This window comes from Sphingomonas sp. NIC1, from assembly GCF_001638925.1.
GTDB lineage: Bacteria > Pseudomonadota > Alphaproteobacteria > Sphingomonadales > Sphingomonadaceae > Sphingomonas > Sphingomonas aquatilis.
On the sequence record NZ_CP015521.1, the window covers coordinates 2,094,551 to 2,118,760 of the forward strand.

Genomic DNA, 24,210 nt, shown 5'->3' on the forward strand with positions numbered 1-24,210 from the left:
GGTCAGGCCATGACACACATCCTCGTCTTCAACCTGGTCCTGCTGGCGACATGCGGTTACGCGCTGTTCGCCGGCGGCGCACCCGAACGATGGACGGCGATCCTGTTCGTCACGGGGGCTCTGGCCACGTTTGCGGTGCCGGACTTCTATCCGTCGGGCCCCTATCATCAGGTCGAGCCGATCCTGCTCGCGATCGACGTCGCGATCCTGCTCGGCCTGCTGGGCGTGGCGCTGCGCGCGGACCGCTATTGGCCGCTGTACGTCAGCGCGCTCCATCTGATCACGCTGGCGATCCATGGCGTGAAGGCCATTCAGCCGTCGCTGGTGCCGTGGATGTACGCGGGTGCGAGCGGCAAGATCGCCTATCCCATGCTGCTGATGCTGGCGATCGGCGCGCTGCGCCACCGCCAGCGCAAGGCCCAGTTCGGGAGCGACCGCGACTGGTCGCCCCTGCGCCAACCGGACATCCCTTCATCATGACTGCCGACATACGGTTGCTGCGCTGGCCCGAACGCGATCGCGAAGAATACGAACGGCTGGTGTCGGCGCTGGAACGCGTGCGGGCCTCCGCCGCGCGCAGCCGGGGCGAGATCGTCGCCCCCGTGCCCGCCGGCCCCGAAGAGCCGAGCGATGCCGATCGCGCGCGCACCCTGTTGGCTCAGCGCCGTCAGCGCGACGCCATGGCGGGCGACCTGATCGAGCTGTTCGGCGAGCCGGGCTGGGATATCCTGCTGACGCTGTTCGTCGCCTATGAAGAGGCGCGGCCGGTGACGGGCGAGGCGCTCGGCGCCCTGCTGTCGCTACGCCCGGCGGTGCTGGCCCGCTGGCTGGACCTGCTGGCCCGACGCGCGCTGATCCGCGGTGCCGTGCATAAGACGGGCACGCTCGATCCGGCGACGCCACTGGCATTGACCGACGACGGGCTGGCGCTGGTGCTGCGCTGCATCGGCGGCGCGTGATGGCAAGGGCGCTGCGGGCCGGCGCGTCAGTGCGTCGGGCCGACCAGCCGCTCCGCCTCCTCGCGCATCATCTCGACACCCTGGCAGACGTGGAGTCCCGCAACCGTCATGTCGAGATCGTCGGCCAGCCGCATCAGCTCTTCGCCGAGCGCCACCGCGCGGTGCAGCAGCTCGCCGCGGATGCGGCGTTGCTTCTGGTCCTCAGGCGTCATCATCGCCTTGATCTCTAACCACCCCCCGCGTCCGCGCAAGCGGGTAGCGGAGCAAAAAACCGGGGCAGCACGTTTGTCCCATACGATCCAGACGTCATGACAGGAGAGGCGCAATGGCGGACGACACCCATCCCACCGACGATGCCGCGAAAACCGGCGGCAACCCCATGCACGATGCCGCGCAGCGTGCGAGCGACACCATGCGCGGCGCGAGCGAGGCGATGCGCGGCGCCTTCACCGATCATGTGATGGATCCCGCCCGCCGCGCCGGCGAGGCGATGCGCGCATCCGGCCAGAAGGTGGCCGACGGCAGCGCGGCGCTTGGCCTCAAGATCATCGAGCAGGCCGAACGCAATTCGCATGATGCCTTCGAGGCGATGCGCGAGGCGGCACAGGCCCGCGACGTCACCGACGTGCTGCGCATTCAGGGCAATTACCTGCGCCGGCAGGGCGAACGCTCGATGGAGCAGGCGCGCGAGATCGGCGAGATGATCCTGCGCTTCGGCCGCGACGCGGTGACGCCGCCCAAATCGGGCGACTGACGCGCGCGAGGGGCGGGTGGCGAGGGGCCGCCCGTTCCTCAGCCGAACGGCGTCGCGCGTGCCAGCATCAGCAGGTCGTGCGCGACGCCGTCGCTCGCCCGGACATGACCGGCGAGCCGCGCCTCCTGCGTGAAGGCCAGCCGCTCGAACAGCGCCACCGACGCTGCGGCATCCGGCGTCATCGTCGCGGTCAGCTTGGCGAGGCCGTGCGCGTGCGCGATGGCGAGCAACGCCTGCAACAGGTCGCTGCCCAGACCCTGGCCACGCCTGTCGGGGGCCACGAGCAGCCGGATTTCGCCGACATGCCCGCTCCACCCCAAGGGATCGCGGATCAGCGCCGCGGTGGCGACGATGCGGCCGTCGTCCTCGGCGACCAGACTGTCGATCCAGCCTTCGCCGACCGCCTGCTGCCACGCCTCGATCACCCGCGGATGGCGCAGGTCGCGGCCGGAAAACAGCAGGTCATGTGCGGGCAGCGTCGCGGTGAAGGCGAGGACGGCGTCGTCGTCGGTCGGCCGGAACCGGCGGATGGTGTGGCTCATGATCGCTCCTGGCCCGTCTGCTACCGTACGTATGGGGCCGGTACATCGGCAGTCACTTGGCCGGCGTCAACCCGCGCCAAGGCTCAGTCCCGGCGCGGCGCGCCGCTGGGGGAGACGGGTTGCGGACCGTCGGGCGTCACCTCGAGCGACGAATCGCCGCCCAGCACCCGGTAGAGCGTCCCGCGATTGCTGGCCGCGGTCAGCTGCGTGCCGATCAGCGTGCGCTGCGCCGAGTAATAGCTGCGCTGCGCGTCGAGGCTGGACAGGAAGGTATCGAGTCCCCCCTGATAGCGCGCATTGACCAGCCGCAGCGTATCGGCGGCGGCATCGCGGAAATTCGCCTGTGCGCGCAACTGGTCGGCGATCGTCCCCTGACGGGCGAGTGCGTCGGCGACCTCCTGGAACGCGGTCTGGATCGTCTTTTCATACGTCGCGAGCGCGGCATCGCGCTGCGCCTCGGTATAGCGGACGTTGGCGCGGCCGGCGCCGGCCTGGAAGATCGGATAGCTGACCGACGGCGCCACCGAATAGTTGAACGCCCCGCCGGTGAAGAGCGTCGAGAGCGCGTTGCTGGCGAAGCCGACCAGCCCGGTCAGTGAGATACGCGGGAACAGCGCTGCGCGCGCCGCGCCGATCTGCGCATTGTAGCTTTGCAGCGTATATTCGGCCTGCACGACGTCGGGCCGGCGCAGCAGGATGCCGCTGTCGAGCCCGGCGGGCAGGCTGGCGATCGTCGGCGCGGCGACGTCGATCGACTCCGGCAGAAGCGCGGGATCGATTGGCGCCCCGACCAGCAGTTGCAGCGCGTTGACGTCCTGCGCGACCAGCGTCTTCTGCTCGGCGAGATCGGCATTCGCGGTTTCGAGGATCTGCTCCGCCTGCCGCAGGTCGGTGCGGGCGCTGATCCCGCCCTCCAGCCGGGCGCGGGTGAGGCGCACGCTGACCGCGGCGCTCTTGGCGGTATCCTCCGCGACCTTCAGCAGGCTGCGGTCGGCGGCGTAGGTCAGCCAGCCGCTTGCGACCTCGCCCACCAGCGTCAGCCGCGTCGCGCGGGCGCCGGCTTCGGTGGCGAAATAGCGGTCGAGCGCGGCGCGCGACAGCGAGCGCAGGCGGCCGAACAGGTCGATCTCGAACGCCGTCGTGCCGATCTGCGCGGAGAAGGCGCTGTTGCCGCCGCCGGTGTTGAGGACCGCGCCCGTCCCCGTGCCGTTGCCCGTATCGACGCCGGTGCCCGTGCCCGTGCCGGTTCCGCCCGTGCCCGTGCCCGTGCCGCCGGTGCCCGTTCCACCCGTTCCAGTGCCGCCAGTGCCCGTTCCGGTGTTGCCGCTGTTCGCGATGCCGCGCGTGCCGTTGCCACCGTCCGAATAAGTGTAGCGGCCGGTGGCGTTGATTGCGGGGAGCAGGTTGGCACGCTGGATGCCATATTGCGCGCGCGCCGCGGCGATATTGGCGGCGGCGACGCGCAGGTCGCGGTTGTTGGCGAGCGCTTGGTCGATCAGCCGTTGCAGCCGCGCGTCCTTGAACACGTCGCGATAGGTGATCGCGGGCAGCCGTGCCTCGCTTTGGCGAAGGTAGGCGTCGCCGACCGGCCACGACGTCGGCACCGGCGTGTCGGGGCGGACGTATTTCGGCTCCATCGAACAGCCGGCGAGCATCGTGGCGCCGAGCGCGATGGCGAGGATCGAACGGGTCATCGCGCAGGCTCCGGATCGGCGGCGGGCGGCATCGGCGGGGCAGGGGGCGTGTCGTCGTGATGGCTCTGGTGCCCGGTCGGCTTGCCCCTAAGCTTGGCAAGACCATCGCGCACGCCGCGGCGCACGAGGACGAAGAAGAGCGGGATGTAGAAGATCGCCAGGAAGGTCGCCGACAGCATGCCGCCGATCACCGCCGTGCCGATCGCGATGCGGCTGTTCGCGCCCGCACCGGTCGAGATCGCCAGCGGCAGCACGCCGAAGATGAAGGCGAAGCTGGTCATCAGGATCGGCCGCAGACGGATCTTGGCCGCCTCCAGCGCCGCGTCGATGACGCGCGCGCCCTTGCGTTCGGCCTGTTCGGCGAATTCGATCATCAGGATGGCGTTCTTCGCGGCGAGGCCCATCGTCGTCAGCAGGCCGATCTGCAGATAGACGTCGTTGGTGAGGCCGCGCAGCGTCACGAAGGCGATCGCGCCGATCAGCCCGAGCGGGATGATCATCAGCACCGCGAACGGGATCGACCAGCTTTCGTACAGCGCCGCAAGGCACAGGAAGACGACCAGGATCGACAGGCCGTACAGCAACGGCGCCTGACCCGACGACAGGCGTTCCTGATAGCTGAGGCCCGACCAGGCGATCGACGTGCCGGGGATCTGTGCCGCGAGCTCGCTGATCCGCGCCATGGCATCGCCCGAGCTGACACCCGGTGCGCCCGACCCCGAGAATTCGAACGAGGATATGCCATTGAAGCGCGATAGCGTGGTGGGGGCGGTCGACCAGCCGGTAGTCGCGAAGGACGAGAAGGGCACCATCTGGCCGTTCGATCCGCGCACGAACCATTGCTTCAGATCGTCCGGCGCGGCGCGATAGGGCGCGTCGCCCTGCACGTAGACGCGCTTCACACGACCGCGGTCGATGAAGTCGTTGACATACTGGCCACCCCAGGCGGTGGTCAGCGTATTATTCGCCGCGCTCTGCGTCAGGCCCAAGGCCGCCAGCTTCTGCTGGTCCATGTCGATACGCAGCGTCGCGATGTCGGGCAGTTCGGTCAGGCGCACCGATGCGAGCTTCGGATCGGCATTGGCCATCGCCAGCAATTTGTCGCGCGCGGCGCCGAACTGTTCCTGCGTCAGGCCGCCGGTATTCTGCAGCTCCATCGTGAAGCCGTCCGACGAACCGAGGCCGCGGATCGCCGGCGGCACCAGCGCGAAGACCTGCGCGTCGCGAAGCCCGCGGAACGCGCCGGATGCGCGCTGCGTGATCGCATCGGCGGTATTCTCCTTGCCGCTCCGGTCCTTCCAGTCGACGAAGTTGAGGAAGCCCTGGCCGGTGTTCTGGCCGCTGACACCGCCGCCACCGCCGCCCGCGACGGTGAACAGGACGGAGGTGTTCTTGGGCTCATATTGGGCGAAATAGTTTTCGACCTGCCGCTGCACCTGCTGCGTTCGCGCGATCGTCGCACCGGGGGGCAGGCGGAACTGGACGATCGCCGCACCCTGGTCCTCGGTCGGCAGGAAGCCGGTGGGCAGGCGCAGGAACAGCATGGCGAGCAGCGCGACGACGCCGACGTAGATCAGCAGGAACTGCCACTTGCGATCCACCACCGTCTGCACGGCACCGGTGTAGCGCGTCACCGTCTTTTCGAACGTGCGGTTGAACCAATTGCCCGCGGCCTCGCCCCATTCGGCGACCTTGCCGAGGTGCTTCTTGATGCCCTTGCTCTCCCGCTCCTCCTGCGACTTCTGCTTCAGCAGCGAGGCGGTTAGCGCGGGGCTGAGGATCAGCGCGACCAGCACCGACAGCACCATCGCCGACACGATGGTCAGCGAGAACTGGCGATAGATGACGCCGGTCGATCCGCCGAAGAACGCCATCGGCAGGAACACCGCCGACAGGACGAGCGCAATGGCGATCAGCGCGACGCTGATCTCGTTCATCGACTCGATCGTCGCCTGACGCGGCGTCATCTCGGGGTCTTCTTCCATCAACCGCTCGACGTTCTCGACGACGACGATCGCGTCGTCGACAAGCAGGCCGATGGCGAGGACGAGGCCAAACAGCGTCATCGTGTTGATCGAGAAGCCGGCGAAGTGGAAGATCGCGAAGGTGCCGAGCAGCACCACCGGCACCGCGATGGCGGGCACCAGCGTCGCGCGCCAGCTTTGCAGGAACACGAACATCACGATGACGACCAGCACGATCGCCTCGAGCAAAGTCTTCACCACCTCGTCGATCGACAGTTTGATGAACGCGGTCGTGTCGTTGGCGTAGGCGACCTTCAGGCCCGGCGGAAAGCTTTTGGCGACGCGCGCAACCTCGGCCTTGACCAGCTCGGCGGTCTTCAGTGCGTCGGCGCCCGGTGCCAGCAGCACCGCGATGCCCGCGCCGGGATGCCGGTTGATGCGGCTGAAGGCGGCGTAGCTTTCCGCGCCCAGCTCGATCCGGGCGACGTCCGACAGGCGCACGGTCGCGCCCGACGGCAGCGTCTTGACGATGATCTGGCGGAACTGCTCGGGCGTTTGCAGGTGCGACTGTGCGGTGACGGTCGCGTTCAGCATCTGCTCCGGACTGGACGGCACGCCGCCCACCTCGCCCGCCGCGACTTCGGTATTCTGGTTCTGGATCGCGGTGGTGATGTCCGACGGGATCAGCTGATAGCTGGCGAGGCGTGCCGGGTTCAGCCAGATGCGCATCGCATATTGCGATCCGAACACGTTGACGTCGCCCACGCCCTGCACGCGGCCCAGCGGGTCCTGCAGGTTGGAGACGAGATAGTCGCTGACGTCCTGGTTCGTCTTCTGATCGGTTTCGTCATAGACACCGACGATCAGCAGGTTGTCCGGGTTCGATTTGCGGACGACGAGGCCCTGCTGCTGCACCTGTTGCGGCAGACGCGCGACGCCCTGCTGCACCTGGTTCTGCACCTGCACCTGCGCGATGTCGGGATCGGTGCCCTTTTCGAACGTCGCGGTGATCGACACCGAGCCGCGGCTCGACGACGAGGAGCTGAAATACAGCAGGCCGTCGATGCCGGTCAGCTGCTGTTCGATGACCTGCGTCACCGAATTCTGCAGCGTCTGTGCGTTCGCGCCGGGGAAGGTCGCGCGGATCGATACCTGCGGCGGCGCGACGTCGGGATATTGCGCGATCGGCAGGCTCAGGATCGCGCCGACGCCCGCCAGCATCACGATGATGGCGAGCACCCAGGCGAAGATCGGGCGGTCGATGAAGATGCGGGAGATCATCGCGGATCAGCCCGCCTTGCTTTGGGCGTTACCCTGCTGCTTGCCGTCGCCTTTGCCTTCGCCCTGTTTCGGCGGCGCGATCACCTGCGCGCTGTTCGCCGGCACCGCCTTCACCTGCGCGCCGGGGCGCAAATTGTTGAGGCCCTGCGTGATCACCTTGTCGCCGGGGTTCAGCCCCTGGGTCACCACCCAATATTGCCCCTGCGTGCGGGCGGCGGTGACGCGGCGGCTGACAACCTTGTTGTTCGCGCCGAGGATCATCACGCTCGCATTGCCCTTGGCATCGCGCGACAGCGCAGGTTCGGGCACCAGGAAGGCGCGCTCGTTGATCGCCTGCGCGAAGCGCGCCCGCACGAACATGCCCGGCAGCAGCAACCCCTGAGCATTGGGGAAGCGCGCGCGCATCGTGACGGTGCCGGTTTCCTGATTGACCAGCGCCTCGGCGAATTCGACCGTGCCGGTATAGCCGTAATCGCTGCCGTCCTCGAGCAGCAGCTTCACCTCGGCCCGGGTCGGGGCGACGCCGCCCTGCATCAGCTTGCGGCGCAGCGACAGCAGGTCCGCGGCGGATTGCTGGATATCGACGAAGATGGGATCGAGCCGCTGGATCTGCGCCAGGGGATCGGTCTGGCTCGCCGAAACGAGCGCGCCGACGGTGAACAGCGACCGGCCGATCCGGCCGCTGATCGGCGCAGGCACCGTCGTGAATTGCAGGTTCACGCGCGCCGTATCCAGCGCCGCCCGCGTCTGCGCGACGGAGGCGGTCGCCTGCCGTGCGGAGGCGATGGCGTTGGTATATTCCTGCTTCGACACCGCCTCGATCGCGGCGAGCGGCTTGTAGCGGTCCGCCTGGATCGTCAGCGCTTCCTGATTGGCCCGCGCGCTGGCGAGGTTCGCCTGCGCCTGGTTGACGGCGGCGCGATACAGGCGCGGATCGATTTCGTAGAGCGGCTGGCCACGACGCACCAGCGAGCCTTCGGTAAAGAAGCGGCGGCGGATGACACCGTTCACCTGCGGGCGGACGTCGGAGCTTTCATAGGCGCTGGTCCGGCCCGGCAGTTCGGTGACCATCGCGGCACTGGTCGGTTGCATCACAACATAACCGACCGTGGTCGGCCCGCGATTCGCGCCGCGGCCGCCGGCCTTTTCCTTGTCATGCGTACCACCGCCACAGGCGGTCAGGGTGAGGGCGAGGGCGACAGTGGCGGCCCCGGCAAGGTGCCGTCGGCGACGAATCGATGCTGTGGTCAAGTATGTCACCCGCTAATCTCGGCTCGCGCAGCCGCGACCTGCGCGTCAATGCGCGGCGCGGTGGTTGGTTGCTCGTCGCGATGCAAAGACGGCGATCGACGGGGAAATGCAAGTCAAGTTGACCGTTATTAATGTCGCAAATTGTCGCAGTGCGGAAAAGGAGTGCCATGACGGAGACATGCGACAAGGTGCGGCAGGACGCCGACAAGGCGGCTGCCGCGGCGGCGGCGGTGGAGGAGGTGCGCGACGGCATGCTCGTCGGCTTGGGCACCGGATCCACCGCGACCCACGCCATCCACCGGCTCGCCGAACGCATTGCGCAGGACGGCCTGACGATCCGGGCCGTCGCGACGTCGCGCGCCAGCGAAGCGCTGGGCCGCAGCCTCGGCATCGCGATGCTCGACTTTGCCGATGTGCCACGCGTCGACCTGACGATCGACGGCGCCGACGCGATCGATGACCGATTATATGCGGTGAAGGGCGCCGGTGGGGCGATGCTGCGCGAGAAGGTGGTGGCCGCGGCGTCGGACCGGATGGTGGTGATCGCCGACGGATCGAAGCATTGTCCGCGCATCGGCGGGGTGCCGGTGCCGGTCGAAATCCTGCCCTTCGCCCGCGCGTCGGTGCTGGCCGCTTTGGGGGACGGCGCAACGCTGCGCCTGCGCGAGGGCGACCCCTATGTCACCGACAACGGTAATTGGATTGCGGACTGTCGCCTCGACCTTGCCGATGCTCTTGCCACCGCAGCGTGGCTGGATGCCTTGCCCGGCGCGCTCGGCCACGGGCTGTTCCTGCGCGAGGTGGATGGCGCCTATATCGCGCACGGCGGCGTCGTTTCGCGACTGGAACGGGACGCGCCCTCCCGTTAAAGGCTGCCCTCGACCGCAACGGATCGGGCGTGCAGGCGTTCGATGCAGCGTAAGAGCAAGGGCCCTATTCCATGACCGATACGACGACTGCGCTCCACGAGGACGGATCGCTGGAACGCCTGACGATCGACACGATCCGCACGCTGTCGATGGACGCGGTGCAAAAAGCCAATTCCGGCCACCCCGGTACGCCGATGGCACTGGCGCCCGTCGGCTATACGCTCTGGTCGCAATTCCTGCGCTACGATCCGTCCAAGCCCGACTGGCCCAACCGCGACCGCTTCGTGCTGTCGGTCGGGCATGCGTCGATGCTGCTGTACAGCCTGATCCACCTCGCCGGCATCGAGGAAATCGATGCGGATGGTAACAAGACCGGCCGTCCCGCGCTCAGCCTCGACGATCTGAAGGGCTTCCGCCAGCTTGCCTCGCGCACGCCGGGCCACCCCGAATATCGCCACACCACGGGCGTCGAGACGACGACCGGACCGCTCGGCGCGGGGTGCTCCAACTCCGTCGGCATGGCGATTGCGGAGCGCTGGCTCGCGGCGCGCTACAACCAGGGCGGCTTCACGCTGTTCGATCATGACGTCTATACGCTGTGCGGCGACGGCGACATGATGGAAGGCGTCGCGTCCGAGGCGGCGAGCCTTGCCGGCCACCTCAAGCTCAGCAACCTGTGCTGGATCTACGACAGCAACCACATCTCGATCGAGGGCGGCACCGATCTTGCGTTCGACGAAGACGTCGGCAAGCGGTTCGAGGCCTATGGCTGGAACGTCATCCACATCGACGATGCCAACGACACCAAGGCGTTTGCGTCTGCGATCGAGACGTTCAAGGCGACGAACGACAAGCCCACCTTCATCGTCGTCCATTCGGTGATCGGCTGGGGCAGCCCCAAGGCGGGCAGCGAGAAGGCGCATGGCGAGCCGCTCGGCGAGGATAACATCCGCGCGACCAAGAAGGCCTATGGCTGGCCCGAGGACAAGAGCTTCTACATCCCCGATGGCGTCGCCGAACACTTCCATGATGCGATCGCCGACCGCGGCACGAAGCTGCGCGAGGAATGGGACGCGACTTTTTCCAAGTATCGCGAGGCGCAGCCCGATCTCGCCGCCGAGCTCGACCTGATGCTCAAGGATACGCTGCCTGAGGGCTGGGACGCCGACGTTCCCGAATTCCCGGCCGACGAAAAGGGGCTCGCGACCCGCGATTCGGGCGGTAAGGTGCTCAACGCGCTCGCCGCGAAGGTGCCGTGGCTGATCGGCGGCTCCGCCGATCTCGCGCCGTCGACCAAGACCGACATCAAGGGCAAGGCCTCGTTCGAAGCGTCGAACTATGGCGGCCAGAACTTCCACTTTGGCGTGCGCGAACACGGCATGGGCGGTGTGGTCAACGGCATGGCGCTGTCGCATCTGCGCAGCTATGGTTCGACCTTCCTCGTTTTCGCCGATTACATGCGCGCGCCTATCCGCCTGTCGGCGATCATGGAGTTGGCCGCGGTCTGGGTGTTCACCCACGATTCGATCGGCGTCGGCGAGGATGGCCCGACGCACCAGCCGATCGAGCATCTCGCCACGCTGCGCGCGATCCCCGGCCTCGACACGATCCGCCCCGGTGACGCCAACGAGGTCGGGTATGCGTGGCGCGCCGCGCTGGAGGACGCCAGCCGCCCGACCGCGCTGATCTTCTCGCGCCAGGCGATGCCGACGCTCGATCGGTCGAAATACGCCTCGGCCGAGGGCGTGATGAAGGGCGGCTATGTCCTCGCCGATTGCGACGGCACGCCCGACGTGATCCTGATCGCGACGGGCAGCGAGCTGCACCTCGTCGTCGAGGCGCACGAAAAGCTGACCGCCGACGGCGTGAAGAGCCGCGTCGTCTCGCTGCCGAGCTGGTATCGCTACGAACTCCAGTCCGACGCCTACAAGGAAAGCGTGCTGCCCAAGGGCGTCACCGCGCGCCTCGCGGTCGAGCAGGCGGGCGAGATCGGCTGGCATCGCTTCGTCGGTCTGGAAGGCCGCACGATCACCATGTCGACGTTCGGTGCCTCCGCCCCCATATCCAAGCTGCAGGACAAATACGGCTTCACCGTCGACAATGTCGTCAAGGTGGCGCGCGAGATGCTGGAGACCAAGTGATGAGCAAGCTGAGCGACCTTTCCGCCGCGGGCACCGCGGTGTGGCTCGACTTCGTCGATCGCAAGTTCCTCGAAGCCAAGGGCCTCGAAAAGCTGGTGAACGAGGACGGCCTGACCGGCGTCACCTCCAACCCGTCGATCTTCGAAAAGGCGATGGGCCATGGCGACGCCTATGACGCGACGCTCGCCGCCTTCGACAAGGCGAACCCCGGCGCGGCGACGATCGACCGTTACGAACATCTCGCGATCCAGGACATCAAGGCCGCGGCGGAAACATTGCAGCCGGTCTACGATCGCCTCGACGGCAAGGACGGTTACGTCAGCCTGGAAGTGTCGCCGTACATCGCCGACGACACCGATGCGACGATCGCCGAGGCCGAAAAGCTGTGGCACGCGGTCGGCCACAAGAACCTGATGATCAAGATCCCCGGCACGGTCGCGGGCGCGCCGGCGATCAGCGCGACGATCGCCAAGGGCATCAACGTCAACGTCACCCTGCTATTTGCGCTCGATGCCTATATCCGCGTGGCCGAAGCCTATGCCACCGGCCTCGAGGAGCGCGTCCGCCAGGGCCAGCCGATCGACCATATCGCCAGTGTCGCCAGCTTCTTCGTCAGCCGTATCGATACGGTGATCGACAAGGAAATCGACCGTCGCGTGGCCGAGGGCGATCCCGAAGCCGAGACGCTGAAGGGCCTGCGCGGCAAGGTCGCGATCGCCAACGCCAAGATGGCCTATCAGTGGTTCCTCGACTTCGAGAAGTCGGACCGCTGGCAGGCGCTCGCTGCCAAGGGTGCGCAGCCGCAGCGCCTGCTGTGGGCGTCGACCGGCGTGAAGGACAAGGCGTATCCGGACACGCTCTACGTCGACACGCTGATCGGCCGCGACACGGTCAACACCATGCCGCCCGCGACGATGGATGCCTTCCGCGAACGCGGCACCGTCGCCGAGACGCTGACCCAGGACGTCGATGGCGCGCGCAAGGTGCTCGCCGATGCCGAGCGTCTGGGGCTGAACCTGACGGGCGTCACCGACACGCTGGTGCTGGAGGGCGTCGCCTCCTTCGCCAAGGCGTTCGACGACCTGCTGGGCTCGATCGCCGCGAAGCAGCCGGCCGAGGTCTGACCTACTCCCTTCCGTCACCCCGGCCTTGAGCCGGGGTCCCGCTTCTTGCCCAGCTACGACCGGCAGGAAGAAGCGGGATGCCGGATCAAGTCCGGCATGACGATGGGAGAGGGCTGACTGTCTGGCCCCACCCCGCACCAAATCGAACCGGTCCCGCAACAACTCGGCCTGCTCCGGGTTCTACCCTTCGACATCCAACCATCCGTAAGGCAGCAGACATGAAGATCGGACTGATCGGCCTCGGCCGTATGGGCGGCAACATCGCGCGACGGCTGATGAAGGCGGGCCATCAGGTCGTCGTCTACGACCGCAGCGCAGAGGCGGTGGAGAAGCTCGCAGGCGAGGGTGCAATTTCCGCCAGTTCGCTGGACGACGTCCGCGGCAAGCTCGACACGCCCGCCATCTGGTGGGTCATGCTCCCCGCCGGCGGCCCGACCGAGGATACGATCGCCGCGATCGGCGAGGGCGCGAAGGCCGGCGACGTCGTCATCGACGGCGGCAACACCTTCTACAAGGACGACATCCGCCGCGCGAAGGGCCTGGCGGACAAGGGCGTCCACTATGTCGACGTCGGCACCTCGGGCGGTGTCTGGGGCCTCGAGCGCGGCTATTGCATGATGATCGGCGGCGACGATGACACCGTCACGATGCTCGATCCAATTTTCGACGCGCTCGCCCCCGGCCTTGGCACGATCGAGCGTACGCCGGGCCGCATCGCGGGCCAGGCCGATCCGCGCGCCGAAAAGGGCTATATCCATGCCGGACCCGCGGGCGCCGGGCACTTCGTCAAGATGGTCCACAACGGCATCGAATATGGCCTGATGCAGGCCTATGCCGAAGGCTTCGACATCCTGAAGTCGAAGAACAGCGACAAGCTTCCCGAGGACGAGCGCTTCGACCTCAACATGACCGACATCGCCGAGGTCTGGCGCCGTGGCAGCGTCATCTCGTCGTGGCTGCTCGACCTGACGGCTATCGCGCTGGCCAAGGACGGCGAACTGAACGGCTTCTCCGGCAGCGTCGCTGATTCGGGCGAGGGCCAGTGGACGATCGACGCCGCGATGGAGGAAAAGGTGCCCGCCAACGTGCTCACCGCCTCGCTGTTCGCGCGCTATCGCAGCCGCATTGAACATACCTATGGCGACAAAGTCCTCTCCGCGATGCGGTTCGGCTTCGGCGGGCACGTCGAGATGCCGCAGTGAGCGATGGCGTAAAGCCCATCGCCCTGGTCGTGTCCGACATCGACGGCACGCTGGTCGACAAGCAGAAGAAACTGACCGCCGCGACCACCGCGGCGGTCTCGCGCTTGGAAGCGGCGGGCGTCGGGTTCACCGTCATCAGCGCGCGGCCGATCTCCGGCATCCTGCCGATCGTCGAGACGCTGGGGCTCGACGGGCCGATGGCAGCGTTCAACGGCGGCATTCTGTTCAAGCGCGATGGCACGATCACCGAGCATCACGTCATCGACGAGAGCGTCGCGAAGGGCGTGATGGCCATCGCGGCGGAGAGCCCCGTCGACCTGTGGGTCTTTGCCGACGACCGCTGGTACGCCTCGACCGACCAGGGTGAGCATGTGGAACACGAGCGGCTGGCGTCGAACCAGGACCCGATCGTCACCGACGATTTCGGCGATCTGCTGGCCCGCGCCGACAAGATCACCTTCGTCAGCGACGACGCGCCGATGCTCAGCGACCTCGCCGACCGCTGCAAGGCGGCCCATGGCGAGGATGCGACGATCGTGCAGAGCCAGGTCTATTACCTCGACGTGACCGCGCTGGCGGCCAACAAGGGCGACGGCCTGATCGCGCTGGCCGCCGCGTTCGATCAGCCGCTGGATGCGATCGCCGCACTTGGCGACCAGTTCAACGACGTGCCGATGCTGGAGCGCGCCGGCCTGTCGATCGCGATGGGCAACGCCCCAGATCCGGTGAAGGCGCGTGCCGATCACGTCACCACCGCCAACGACGCCGATGGCGTCGCCCATGCCATCGAGACCATCATCCTTCCCCGTGCCGGAGCTACCGAATGAAACAGCTGATTGCCTTCGACCTCGACGGAACGCTGGCCGAGAGCAAGCAGCCCTTGCAGGAACCGATGGGCGAAGCGCTCGCCGACCTGCTCGGCGTGGCGCATGTCGCGGTTATTTCGGGCGGTGACTGGCCGCAGTTCCAGAAGCAGGTGGCGAGCCGCCTGCCGGCCCGCGCCGACCTGTCCAAGCTGTGGCTGATGCCGACGACGGGCACCAAGCTGTACGTCCACCGCGATGGCGCATGGCAGACGGTCTATGCCGAGCTGTTCGACGATGCGACCAAGGCGAAGATCCTGAAGGCGTTCGACGAGTCGTTGGAAGCGACGGGCTTCGTTCCCGAAAAGACCTGGGGCGAGCGGATCGAGGATCGCGGCAGCCAGATCACCTTCTCCGCGCTGGGCCAGGAAGCGCCGGTTGCCGAAAAGGAACATTGGGACCCCAAGTTCGAGAAGCGCAAGGTCATCCAGGCCGATCTGAAGCAGCGCCTGCCGGGCCTGTCGATCAACATGGGCGGCGCGACCTCGATCGACATCACGCAGGAAGGCGTCGACAAGGCGTACGGCCTGAAGAAGCTGCGCGACGAGAGCGGTATCCCGCTCGACGCGATGATGTTCATCGGCGACGCGATCTTCCCCGGCGGCAACGATTATCCGGCGAAGGAACTGGGGCTGGACACGGTGCGCGTCCGCGATCCGGAAGAGACGATCTCGGTCATCACCGCGATCGTCGCCTGCCAGAAGTAACTTAACCGCGGGGTGCGGCGGGCCCGGTCAGTCCGGGCGCCGCACCCGTTCGGTCAGGACGATCTCGCCCTCGACCTCGATCTCCTCGTCATCCGACAGGTCGGATGTATCGGGCATCTCGAACTCGGCGCTCCAGTCGTAGATTTTCGCGAGGCCGCCGTCGATCCAGACGCGCACGGCGCCACTGGTGATCTCTCCCCCCATCGCACCGACGAAATCCGCGACGAGGTTTTCCGCCGCGGACTCGTGGTCGGTCGCGCCGGGGATGCTGGCCGGCGTCATCGGCTCATCCATCTCGATCAGCTGTGCCCAGAAGCGTTTGGCCATCGTCGTCGTCCTTGCGTTGCCACGACCGGCGGAGGGTCGGGTTGCGGTGGCGTCGGCGGTAGCGAAGCCGGGGCGTGTAGGACAGGGGCTTTGGGTTTTGTGAGCGTTGTCAGCGGGTTGGCGGGGCGGGCGTCCAACTAGAACGAGAGAGGGGGCGCCGGATCTGGTCCGGCGCCCCCTCCGTCATTAGCGGCGGCGTGGCGGAGCCACGCCGTCAGTCCTCGCGGTGCGAGGCTGGCCGACAACGCCTGTGCGCTTGCGCGCACCGGTGCGGTCGTGGCCGCACCTCAGGCGCTGTAGTACATGTCGTATTCGACCGGGCTGGGGGTCATTTCCCAGCGCGCGACTTCGCCGCGCTTGATCTCGATATAGGCTTCGATCTGGTCCTTCGAGAACACGTCGCCCTTCAGCAGGAAGTCGTGGTCGGCGGCCAGGCTGTCGAGCGCCTCGCGGAGCGAACCGCAGACGGTCGGGACCTGGGCGAGCTCTGCCGGCGGCAGGTCGTACAGGTTCTTATCCATCGCCTCGCCCGGATGGATCTTGTTCTGGATGCCGTCCATGCCCGCCATCATCAGCGCCGCATAAGCGAGATAGGGGTTGGCCATCGCGTCCGGGAAGCGGACTTCGACGCGCTTCGCCTTGGGGCCGGTGCCATACGGAATGCGGCACGACGCCGAGCGGTTGCGTGCCGAATAGGCGAGCAGCACCGGCGCTTCGTAACCCGGCACCAGACGCTTGTAGCTGTTGGTGGTCGGATTGGTAAAGGCGTTGACCGCCTTGGCGTGCTTGATGATGCCGCCGATGAAGTACAGGCACATCTCGCTGAGGCCGGCATAGCCTTCGCCCGCGAACAGCGGGGTCTTGCCGCTCCAGATCGAGAAGTGGGTGTGCATGCCCGAGCCGTTATCTTCCTTGATCGGCTTCGGCATGAAGGTGGCCGACTTGCCATAGGCATGCGCGACCTGATGCACGACGTACTTGTAGATCTGCATGCGGTCGGCGGTCTGCGTCAGCGTGCCGAAGGTCAGGCCCAGTTCGTGCTGCGCGGCTGCGACTTCGTGGTGATGCTTGTCGCAGGGCAGGCCCATTTCGAGCATCGTCGAGACCATTTCGCCACGGATGTCGACCGCCGAGTCGACCGGCGCGACGGGGAAATAGCCGCCCTTGGCGCGCGGACGATGGCCGAGGTTGCCGCCTTCATATTCGCGGCCGGTGTTGGTCGGCAGCTCGATATCGTCGATCTTGAAGTAGGATTCGGCGTAGTTCGTGTCGAACTGCACGTTGTCGAACATGAAGAATTCGGCTTCCGGGCCGACGTATACGGTGTCGCCGACGCCGGTGGTCTTCAGATAGGCCTCGGCGCGCTTCGCGGTCGAGCGCGGATCGCGGGCGTAGAGTTCGCCGGTCGAGGGTTCGACGACGTCGCAGAACACGATCAGCATCGGGGTGGCCGAGAACGGATCGGTGTAGATCGCGTCGAGATCGGGCTTCAGGACCATGTCCGACTCGTTGATCGCCTTCCAGCCCTCGATCGAGGAGCCGTCGAACATCAGGCCGTCGGTGAATTCATCTTCGCCCATGACGCTCGCGACCATGGTGAGGTGCTGCCACTTGCCCTTGGGGTCGGTGAAGCGCAGATCGACCCACTCGATCTCCTCGTCCTTGATCTTGTTCAGGATGTCGTTGGCGGTCGCCATGGAAAGCCCTTTGCTCTGGTAATGACCCGGCCGGGACCGGAAGGATGTTGCGTCGCGGGCGTGCCAATCACACAGATTGTTGCGCCGCGTCAAATGACGAAGATGTCAGGCGGTGACTAGATCGCAGCCTCGTCGCGTTCGCCGGTGCGGATACGCAGCGCGGTTTCGACCGGAATGACGAAGATCTTGCCGTCGCCGATCCGGCCCGTTTGCGCCGCGGCGGCGATCGCCTCCACCACGCGTTCAGCAAGCGCGTCGTCGACAACGACCTCCAGCTTCACCTTGGGCAGGAAGTCGACGACATATTCGGCACCGCGATAGAGTTCGGTGTGGCCCTTCTGCCGCCCGAAGCCCTTGGCTTCGGTGACGGTGATGCCGGACACACCGATCTCGTGCAGTGCTTCCTTCACCTCATCCAGCTTGAACGGCTTGATGATGGCTTCGACCTTCTTCACCGGACCACGCCCCTTGACTGAAACCCTCGCCCCGAGCGCGGGTATTGCACCAAACGTGCCAGTCCCGCGCCCGAGGGGCAACCGGGATTCGGCCGATTTTGCTGCCTGCAAAACGGGCATTTCGTGCCCCGTTGCCCGAGTCGCGAGCAGCGATCCGACGCGCGGAAGTGGACGAAGTGGACGATACGTATCGTCCGAAAACGCCCCCGGCCCGGTGCCGATGGGCAACGGGTGGCGCGAGGCGGCAGGAACGGCATGGCGGCGAGTGTAGCAGAGCGGGAGCGTGTAGGACAGCGGGGCGACGGGGTGGGGGCCGAAAAGCAATTTCGTCATTCCCGCGGTGGCGGGAATCCAGACTGGCAGGCCGTGCGGCTCGAGCCGAAACGTCAGAGGTGATGGATTCCCGCCTTCGCGGGAATGACGGGGAGGGGGCGGCGGTCTCGCCTTAGAGGATGTCGCGCACTTTCTCGGCGGGGCGGGCGAGGACGACGCCCTTGTCGGTTTCGACGAGGGGACGCTGGATGATGATCGGATTGATCGTCATCGCTTCGAGGATCGTCGGATCGTCGGAGTCGGCCAGCGCCTTGGCATCGGGTTCGGTCATCCGCAGCCCCTCGCGTGGAGTGAGGCCCGCGGCGGCATAGAGGCGCGAAAGCTCCGCGACGGTCGGCGGGTGCTTGAGATATTCGATGACGGTGACGTCGGCGCCGGCCTCTTCGAGGATGGCGAGGGTGCTGCGCGAGGTGCCGCAGCGCGGGTTGTGATAGATGGTGGCGTGCATGGCGGGCGGTATATCGCGGTTCGGCGGGATGCGGGAGGGCGTGCGGGGCCGGGCGGGGTCTGGTCGCCCGAACGGCAAAAGGGCGGCGCATGTGCGATGCGCCGCCCCCTGCACCGGGCCGAGTGAGGCGATCAGCCCTTGGTACGCGCGGCCTTCATGGCGTTGCGTACGGCGGTGAGGAAATGGTTGCCGGGCTGGGCCTTGCACTGCTGCACGACGATCGGCACGACATTCTCGACGCCGTCGAGCGTCACGGTCGGGTGCGCCTTGCCCTTCGGGCCGTAATTGGCGGCATAGACGACCGCCTGCGGGCGGAAGCTTTCGTCGAGCAGGCCGAAGTCGCCGCAGGTCACGGTTTCGAGATGCTTGCCCTGCTTGAGCAGGTCGACGTGGCGGACTTCGCCGCTGCGGCTGGGAATGGTCGCCTTTTCCTGCACCTGCAGCGGCGCTGCAACGGCAGTCGAGGAAACGGCGAGAAGCGCACAGGCGGCGATCGTGCCAAACATCCGGGTCATTGTTCCAGTCTCCCTTCCTTAGAGGCGCTGGTAAAATGCCGGTATGTCCATATCGGTTTCATTCTAACGGCAAATTCATGATGACGTTACTTGGGCGTCAGCAACGACTGTTATCGCGATGCCGGTGTATTCAAGAATTGTTGTTGCGCGGCAGGGATTTGTGCGGCGTGGGCGCGTGATCCGTCGTCCTGGCGAAAGCTGGAACCTCTCGCAGCGCTTGCCGGGAGATCCCAGCCTTCGCCGGGAGGACGTTATGGGCGGGGGACGATCGGGGCTGGCGTGTCAGGAGGAGGCCGTCCCAGGGACGGCCGCCGTCATCCCTGCTTTGCGAGCCACTCTTCCAGCCACTTGATCGTATAGTCGCCGCGCTGGAATTCGGGATCGTCGAGCAGCGCCTGATGGAGCGGGATCGTCGTCGTCGGACCGTCGATGACGAATTCCTCCAGCGCGCGGCGCAGGCGGCGCAGCGCCCCTTCGCGGGTGGTGCCGTAGACGATCAGCTTGGCGATCATGCTGTCGTAATAGGGCGGCACCTTATAGCCGGCGTAGAGGCCGCTATCGACGCGTACGTGCATGCCGCCCGGCGCGTGGAACTGCTTCACCAGACCCGGCGAGGGGGCGAAGGTGCGCGGGTCCTCGGCATTGATGCGGCATTCGATCGCATGGCCGCGGAACTGCACGTCCTCCTGACGCAGCGTCAGCGGATGGCCTTCGGCGACGCGGATCTGTTCGCGGACGAGGTCGAGACCGGTGATCATCTCCGTCACCGGATGTTCCACCTGCAAACGGGTGTTCATCTCGATGAAGTAGAATTCGCCGTCTTCCCACAGGAATTCGATCGTGCCGGCGCCGCGATAGCCCATGTCGGCCATCGCCTTCGCGCAGACGCCGCCGATGCGTTCGCGATCGGCTTGGGCGAGCACGGGCGAGGGCGCTTCCTCCAGCACCTTCTGGTGGCGGCGCTGGAGCGAGCAGTCGCGTTCCCCTAAGTGGATCGCATTGCCGTTGCCGTCGCCGAAGACCTGAATCTCGATATGACGCGGGTTGCCGAGATACTTTTCGAGATACACCGTGGCGTCGCCGAACGCGGCCTTCGCCTCGCTGCCGGCCTGCTGCATCAGCGTTTCGAGTTCGTCCTCGGAATGGCACACCTTCATGCCGCGGCCGCCGCCACCCGACGCCGCCTTGATGATGACGGGATAGCCCGCTTTCGCCGCGATCGCCTTCGCCTCGGCGACGTCGCTGATCGCGCCGTCCGATCCGGGGACGAGCGGCAGGCCGAGCGCGCCGGCGGTGCGCTTCGCCTCGATCTTGTCGCCCATCGTGCGGATATGTTCGGGCTTCGGCCCGACGAAGATCAGGTTATGCAGCTCGACGATCTCGGCGAACCGCGCGTTTTCGCTCAGGAAACCATAGCCCGGGTGGATCGCGTCGGCGCCGCTGATCTCCGCCGCCGAGATGATGTTGGGGATATTGAGATAGCTGTCGACCGCGGCGGGCGGCCCAATGCAGATCGCCTCGTCGGCGAGGCGGACGTGCATCGCGTCGGCATCGGCGGTGGAATGGACCGCGACGGTGCGGATGCCCATCTCGCGGCAGGCGCGGTGGATGCGCAGCGCGATTTCGCCACGGTTGGCGATCAGCAGCTTCTTGATCTGACGGGGAGCAGCGGTCACGCGTGGTTACTCGACGACCACGAGCGGCTGGTCGAATTCGACCGGCTGGCCGTTTTCGATCAGGATCTGGCGAACGGTGCCGGCGGTGGCGGCGACAATCGGGTTCATGACCTTCATCGCCTCGACGATCAGCAGCGTGTCGCCGGCCGAGACGCTCTGGCCGACGCTGACGAAGGGCTTCGCGCCGGGTTCGGCGGCGAGATAGGCAGTGCCGACCATCGGCGACTTCACCGCATTGGCCGACACGCTCGGGGCCATCGCACCGGCTTCGGCCGGCGCGGCGGCCGCGGGGGCGGCAGGCGCTGCGGCGACGGGCGCGGGGGCGTAATGGACGGGCGCGGCCTGGGGGGCGGCCTTGCGCGCGACGCGGATCTTGCGGTCGCCCTCTTCCACCTCGATCTCGGTCAGATGGGTGGCGTCGAGCAGTTCGGCGAGCTGGCGCACGAGGTTCACGTCTACCTGCATGGCACCCTGGTTGGTCTGGTCGGTCATGGGAAGGCCTCCTGTCAGAAGCGCGCCGCGGCTTCAAGCGCGAGCATGTAGGAGAGGGCGCCAAAGCCGGCGATCGTGCCTTTTGCGGCACGCCCGACGAAACTGACGTGGCGGAAGTCCTCGCGGGTGTGCGGGTTGGAGAGGTGGACCTCGATCACCGGCGTGCGGATACCCTTGATCGCGTCGTGCACCGCGACGGACGTGTGCGTGAAGGCGCCGGCGTTGAGGATCACCGCCTTCGCGCCGCGCGCCTGCGCCTCGTGCAGCCAGTCGACGAGGTGCCCTTCGTGGTTGGACTGGCGCATGTCGATGTCGAGGTCGAGTTCGCGGGCGCGATCTTCGAGCTGGCCGGCGATGTCGTCGAGCGTGTCGTGGCCGTAGATCTCCGGCTCGCGCGTGCCGAGCAGGTTCAGGTTCGGGCCGTTGAGGACGTAGATCGTGTCGGTCATGGGCGCAGGTGTATCGTCGTTTCGCGGGCGGCGCAAAGAAGGGGTTTACACGCGAAGACGCGAAGACGCGAAGAAGAAGGGGGGGCACGCGGAGACGCGGAGACGCGGAGGGTTGGGCACGCGACGACAACCCCGCTCCACCGCGAAGCGGCCTCAATTTCGCTGGCGATAAGAGAAAGCCCGCTGCCGCGGGCGAGCCACCTCCGCGTCTCCGCGTCTCCGCGTGACCTCACCTTCGTTTGCCTCTTCGCGGCGTCGCGGCTTCGCGTGAATCAAACCAGCAACGGTGGACACGCGGCGTCACGCGCCTAGATGGGGCACGCATAAGGAGTTTGACGCGTCATGGCCCATAGCGACGGCACCGTATCGATCACCGTGAACGGCGAGCATAAGCGCGTCGCTGCCGGTCTCAGCCTCGCCGATCTGGCGAACGAGCTTGGGCTGGTGCCCGAGAAGGTCGCGGTGGAGCGGAACCTGGAGGTCGTGCCGCGATCGACGTTGAAGGACGTGTGCGTCGAGGATGGCGACGATATCGAGATCGTGCATTTCGTCGGTGGTGGCGACCATCAGGCGCCGATCGTCGATGACACGTGGCGCGTCGCCGGAAAGACGTTCCGGTCGCGGCTGATCGTCGGGACGGGCAAGTACAAGGACTTCGCGCAGAACGCCGCGGCGCTCGAAGCGAGCGGGGCGGAGATCGTCACGGTCGCGGTGCGGCGGGTGAACGTCAGCGATCGCAATGCGCCGATGCTGACCGACTATATCGATCCCAAGAAGGTCACCTACCTGCCCAACACCGCGGGTTGTTTTGACGCGGAGAGTGCGATCCGCACGCTGCGGCTGGCGCGCGAGGCGGGCGGTTGGGACCTCGTGAAGCTGGAAGTGCTGGGCGAGGCGAAGACGCTCTACCCCGACATGCACGAAACGCTGCGCGCGACCGAGGTGCTGGCGAACGAAGGCTTCAAGCCGATGGTCTATTGCGTCGACGATCCGATCGCGGCGAAGCGGCTGGAGAATGCCGGTGCGGTCGCGATCATGCCCTTGGGCGCGCCGATCGGGTCCGGGCTCGGCATCCAGAACCGCGTGACGATCCGGCTGATCGTCGAGGGTGCGGGCGTGCCGGTGCTGGTCGATGCGGGCGTCGGCACCGCGTCGGACGCGGCGGTGGCGATGGAGCTGGGCTGCGACGGCGTGCTGATGAACACCGCGATCGCCGAGGCCAAGGACCCGATCCTGATGGCGGGCGCGATGCGGCGTGCGGTCGAGGCGGGGCGGATGGCCTATCGCGCCGGACGCATGGGGCAGCGGCGCTATGCCGATCCCTCCAGTCCACTCGCCGGTTTGATCTGATATCGCATTGGTTCCGCACCAGAAGCTAAAGTTTTTGTCACGGAACCGGTCCGACTTCGGCCCGTTGTTCTTGCGATAGATCAAGCGGCCCGGCTGGCGGGTCGCAGTCAATCGCAGGAGACGATCGATGGGCGAATTCACCGATAAGGTCGCAGCGGCCGGCAACAAGATCGCCGGCAACGTCAAGGAAGCTGTCGGCAAGGCGACCGACAATGACCGTCTGGTGGCCGAAGGCGAAGCGCAGCAGGCCAAGGGCACCGGTCAGGACGTCAAGGGCAGCGTCAAGGGCGCGCTCGGCGACAAGATCTGATCCAATATATCAGTTCGCGTAACCGACAGGGTCGTCTCGCATCGCGGGGCGGCCCTTTCGCTTGGACAACAACAGGGGACGACACATGAAGAAGACGATTCTGGCCGGCGCGACGCTGGTGGCGATGGCGCTTTCGCTGAGCGCGTGCGGCGGCAAGGGCGACGACAAGCTCGGCTCCGAGGTCGAGAAGTCCTACGACAACCGCGCCGATGCGATGGAGCAGGCCGCGGACAATCTGAAGGACCAGGCCAAGGAAATCCGCAAGAGCGGCGAACAGCAGGCCGATGCGATCGACGACGCCGACGTGAATGCGCAGGCGATGACCGAAGAGCAGAAGGCGGCGCTGAAGAACGGGTCCGAGAAGCTGCGCTGAGGATGAGGGGGGTGGTTTGGGACCGGTGTGTTCGACCGGTCTATTGCAGGGCCGTTCCCCTCCCTCTTTTTCGACATTCCCGCGGAGGCGGGAATCCAGAACCGCTACCGTTGCGGCAGGCGCCGTGAGGTTTGCCAGTCTGGATTCCCGCCTTCGCGGGAATGATGGTGGTTTGAGCGCGGCTGGGATCAGGTTTGGGGCGCTGGCGGCGACCGTTGTGCTGGTGGTCGTCGTTGCGTGACACAACGTTTGCCCATGCGCGGCGCGGTGGATGCCGGAACTAGTCCGGCATGACGGGGCGTTTGGGGCGGGTGTCTCGTGACCTACCTGCCGAGTGCTGAGTGTGCCGGCATGGCGGCGCGGGGTCTTTGGTCTGCGATCTCGCCGTTTGCAGCGCACGCTTCATAACCGACGTCGTCCCAGCGAACGCTGGG

General features: G+C 66.6%; 25 protein-coding genes. 12 read left to right on the forward strand and 13 right to left on the reverse strand.

Annotated features, from left to right (window positions below; genetic code table 11):
* The first annotated feature begins 9 nt into the window (after nucleotides 1–9).
* A complete protein-coding gene (locus A7E77_RS10015; protein ID WP_017977624.1) occupies nucleotides 10–480 on the forward strand; it encodes a hypothetical protein in 471 nt (156 codons plus the stop codon).
* Complete coding sequence (locus A7E77_RS10020) at nucleotides 477–959, forward strand: hypothetical protein (RefSeq protein ID WP_226341715.1); 483 nt, start codon at nucleotides 477–479, stop codon at nucleotides 957–959. The genes A7E77_RS10015 and A7E77_RS10020 overlap by 4 nt, the downstream gene beginning before the upstream one ends.
* Before the next feature lie 26 nt (nucleotides 960–985).
* Here A7E77_RS10020 and A7E77_RS10025 read toward each other — a convergent pair whose 3' ends face one another.
* Nucleotides 986–1,174, reverse strand: a complete 189-nt coding sequence (locus A7E77_RS10025) for a hypothetical protein (RefSeq protein WP_017977626.1) — start codon at nucleotides 1,172–1,174, stop codon at nucleotides 986–988.
* A gap of 110 nt (nucleotides 1,175–1,284) precedes the next feature.
* Between A7E77_RS10025 and A7E77_RS10030 the strand changes: the two genes are divergently transcribed.
* Entirely contained in the window at nucleotides 1,285–1,713 is a 429-nt protein-coding gene (locus A7E77_RS10030) for a phasin family protein (protein WP_017977627.1), read from the forward strand.
* Between the two features lie 38 nt (nucleotides 1,714–1,751).
* Here the strand turns inward: A7E77_RS10030 and A7E77_RS10035 are convergent, their stop codons facing one another.
* The 4 genes from A7E77_RS10035 to A7E77_RS10050 form a co-directional block, all read right to left on the reverse strand.
* Nucleotides 1,752–2,255: a GNAT family N-acetyltransferase gene (locus A7E77_RS10035; RefSeq protein WP_063687656.1), complete on the reverse strand. Its 504-nt coding sequence runs from the start codon at nucleotides 2,253–2,255 to the stop codon at nucleotides 1,752–1,754.
* 83 nt (nucleotides 2,256–2,338) lie between these two features.
* Nucleotides 2,339–3,949: an efflux transporter outer membrane subunit gene (locus A7E77_RS10040; RefSeq protein ID WP_063687658.1), complete on the reverse strand. Its 1,611-nt coding sequence runs from the start codon at nucleotides 3,947–3,949 to the stop codon at nucleotides 2,339–2,341.
* Nucleotides 3,946–7,194: an efflux RND transporter permease subunit gene (locus A7E77_RS10045; RefSeq protein ID WP_063687660.1), complete on the reverse strand. Its 3,249-nt coding sequence runs from the start codon at nucleotides 7,192–7,194 to the stop codon at nucleotides 3,946–3,948. The genes A7E77_RS10040 and A7E77_RS10045 overlap by 4 nt, the downstream gene beginning before the upstream one ends.
* 6 nt (nucleotides 7,195–7,200) lie before the next feature.
* Nucleotides 7,201–8,445 (reverse strand): efflux RND transporter periplasmic adaptor subunit, encoded by a 1,245-nt coding sequence (locus A7E77_RS10050; RefSeq protein ID WP_226341716.1) that lies wholly within the window; start codon nucleotides 8,443–8,445, stop codon nucleotides 7,201–7,203.
* A 167-nt stretch (nucleotides 8,446–8,612) separates the two neighbouring features.
* Here A7E77_RS10050 and rpiA point away from each other — a divergent pair, with 167 nt between their 5' ends.
* From rpiA to A7E77_RS10080, 6 genes are all read left to right on the forward strand, one after another.
* The gene (gene rpiA, locus A7E77_RS10055; protein ID WP_063687662.1) at nucleotides 8,613–9,314 is read left to right on the forward strand and encodes a ribose-5-phosphate isomerase RpiA; all 702 of its coding nucleotides are present in this window, start codon (nucleotides 8,613–8,615) and stop codon (nucleotides 9,312–9,314) included.
* A gap of 71 nt (nucleotides 9,315–9,385) precedes the next feature.
* Nucleotides 9,386–11,455 (forward strand): transketolase, encoded by a 2,070-nt coding sequence (tkt, locus tag A7E77_RS10060; RefSeq protein WP_063687663.1) that lies wholly within the window; start codon nucleotides 9,386–9,388, stop codon nucleotides 11,453–11,455.
* Nucleotides 11,455–12,579, forward strand: coding sequence for a transaldolase (tal, locus tag A7E77_RS10065; RefSeq protein ID WP_063687665.1), 1,125 nt, complete (start codon nucleotides 11,455–11,457; stop codon nucleotides 12,577–12,579). Before tkt ends, tal begins: the two co-directional genes overlap by 1 nt.
* Before the next feature lie 218 nt (nucleotides 12,580–12,797).
* Nucleotides 12,798–13,781, forward strand: a complete 984-nt coding sequence (gene gnd / locus A7E77_RS10070; RefSeq protein WP_063687667.1) for a phosphogluconate dehydrogenase (NAD(+)-dependent, decarboxylating) — start codon at nucleotides 12,798–12,800, stop codon at nucleotides 13,779–13,781.
* Nucleotides 13,778–14,608: a Cof-type HAD-IIB family hydrolase gene (locus tag A7E77_RS10075; protein WP_063687669.1), complete on the forward strand. Its 831-nt coding sequence runs from the start codon at nucleotides 13,778–13,780 to the stop codon at nucleotides 14,606–14,608. Before gnd ends, A7E77_RS10075 begins: the two co-directional genes overlap by 4 nt.
* Nucleotides 14,605–15,351 (forward strand): HAD-IIB family hydrolase, encoded by a 747-nt coding sequence (locus A7E77_RS10080; RefSeq protein ID WP_017977637.1) that lies wholly within the window; start codon nucleotides 14,605–14,607, stop codon nucleotides 15,349–15,351. Before A7E77_RS10075 ends, A7E77_RS10080 begins: the two co-directional genes overlap by 4 nt.
* A gap of 27 nt (nucleotides 15,352–15,378) precedes the next feature.
* On the opposite strand, the gene A7E77_RS10085 is transcribed toward A7E77_RS10080, so the two are convergent.
* The 8 genes from A7E77_RS10085 to aroQ form a co-directional block, all read right to left on the reverse strand.
* Complete coding sequence (locus tag A7E77_RS10085; RefSeq protein WP_017977638.1) at nucleotides 15,379–15,678, reverse strand: hypothetical protein; 300 nt, start codon at nucleotides 15,676–15,678, stop codon at nucleotides 15,379–15,381.
* Nucleotides 15,679–15,965: 287 nt separating this feature from the next.
* Nucleotides 15,966–17,375 (reverse strand): type I glutamate--ammonia ligase, encoded by a 1,410-nt coding sequence (glnA, locus tag A7E77_RS10090; protein ID WP_017977639.1) that lies wholly within the window; start codon nucleotides 17,373–17,375, stop codon nucleotides 15,966–15,968.
* Between the two features lie 116 nt (nucleotides 17,376–17,491).
* Nucleotides 17,492–17,830 (reverse strand): P-II family nitrogen regulator, encoded by a 339-nt coding sequence (locus A7E77_RS10095; RefSeq protein ID WP_017977640.1) that lies wholly within the window; start codon nucleotides 17,828–17,830, stop codon nucleotides 17,492–17,494.
* A 445-nt stretch (nucleotides 17,831–18,275) separates the two neighbouring features.
* On the reverse strand, nucleotides 18,276–18,611 hold the full coding sequence (locus tag A7E77_RS10100; RefSeq protein WP_063687671.1) for an arsenate reductase family protein: 336 nt from the start codon (nucleotides 18,609–18,611) through the stop codon (nucleotides 18,276–18,278).
* A 131-nt stretch (nucleotides 18,612–18,742) separates the two neighbouring features.
* Nucleotides 18,743–19,126: an HdeA/HdeB family chaperone gene (locus A7E77_RS10105; RefSeq protein ID WP_017977642.1), complete on the reverse strand. Its 384-nt coding sequence runs from the start codon at nucleotides 19,124–19,126 to the stop codon at nucleotides 18,743–18,745.
* 314 nt (nucleotides 19,127–19,440) lie between these two features.
* A complete protein-coding gene (gene accC, locus A7E77_RS10110) occupies nucleotides 19,441–20,802 on the reverse strand; it encodes an acetyl-CoA carboxylase biotin carboxylase subunit (RefSeq protein WP_063687673.1) in 1,362 nt (453 codons plus the stop codon).
* A 6-nt stretch (nucleotides 20,803–20,808) separates the two neighbouring features.
* On the reverse strand, nucleotides 20,809–21,294 hold the full coding sequence (accB, locus tag A7E77_RS10115; protein ID WP_063687675.1) for an acetyl-CoA carboxylase biotin carboxyl carrier protein: 486 nt from the start codon (nucleotides 21,292–21,294) through the stop codon (nucleotides 20,809–20,811).
* 14 nt (nucleotides 21,295–21,308) lie between these two features.
* Nucleotides 21,309–21,743 carry a type II 3-dehydroquinate dehydratase gene (aroQ, locus tag A7E77_RS10120; protein WP_063687677.1) on the reverse strand — a complete coding sequence of 145 codons (435 nt, stop codon included), beginning with the start codon at nucleotides 21,741–21,743 and terminating at the stop codon, nucleotides 21,309–21,311.
* Between the two features lie 342 nt (nucleotides 21,744–22,085).
* Here aroQ and thiS point away from each other — a divergent pair, with 342 nt between their 5' ends.
* From thiS to A7E77_RS10135, 3 genes are all read left to right on the forward strand, one after another.
* A complete protein-coding gene (gene thiS / locus A7E77_RS10125) occupies nucleotides 22,086–23,093 on the forward strand; it encodes a sulfur carrier protein ThiS (RefSeq protein WP_078462266.1) in 1,008 nt (335 codons plus the stop codon).
* 127 nt (nucleotides 23,094–23,220) lie between these two features.
* A complete protein-coding gene (locus A7E77_RS10130; protein WP_017977647.1) occupies nucleotides 23,221–23,403 on the forward strand; it encodes a CsbD family protein in 183 nt (60 codons plus the stop codon).
* A gap of 85 nt (nucleotides 23,404–23,488) precedes the next feature.
* The gene (locus A7E77_RS10135) at nucleotides 23,489–23,776 is read left to right on the forward strand and encodes a hypothetical protein (protein ID WP_017977648.1); all 288 of its coding nucleotides are present in this window, start codon (nucleotides 23,489–23,491) and stop codon (nucleotides 23,774–23,776) included.
* Nucleotides 23,777–24,210: the final 434 nt, after the last annotated feature.